Here is a 648-nt window from a genome sequence, read left to right on the forward strand (position 1 = left end):
CACGCCGAGGGCGTGCGGCGCTATGGCTTTCACGGGTTGTCCTACGAATATATTGCGAAGACCCTGCCGCACATCGCGCCGGACGTCGCGAAACGCCGGGTCATCGTTGCCCATCTCGGCAGCGGAGCCTCGATGTGCGCGCTGAAGGCCGGGCAGAGCGTCGAAAGCACCATGGGCTTCACGGCGCTGGACGGATTGCCGATGGGAACGCGCCCGGGCCAGCTCGATCCCGGTGTGGTGCTCTATCTCATTTCCGAAAAGGGCATGTCGGCGTCGAACGTGCAGAACTTCCTCTATCGCGATTGCGGACTGAAGGGGCTCTCGGGCGTCAGCAACGACATGCGTGAGCTCGAGGCCAGCGCAGACGCCCGGGCGAAGCTGGCGATCGACTATTTCGTGTACCGGATCGGCCTCGATGCCGGCATGCTCGCGGCCGCCTTGCAGGGCCTGGATGCCTTCGTCTTCACGGCCGGCATCGGCGAGAACTCCGCGACCATTCGCGCGCGCGTGGTCGGGCAGCTCGGATGGCTCGGTGTCAGCCTCGACCCGGCCGAGAATTCCCGCAATTCGCAGCTGATATCACGTTCCGAGAGTCTGATCCCCGTCTACGTCGTGCCGACTGACGAGGAACTGATGATCGCCCAGCAC

1 protein-coding gene is annotated in these 648 nt (G+C 64.5%); it reads left to right on the forward strand.

Annotated features, from left to right (window positions below):
- Positions 1-648, forward strand: a 648-nt coding sequence (locus AC1D00_RS44140) for an acetate/propionate family kinase (protein WP_477015079.1), incomplete at both ends; no start/stop codon positions are given.

This window comes from Bradyrhizobium sp. P2_E8 (assembly GCF_056403875.1).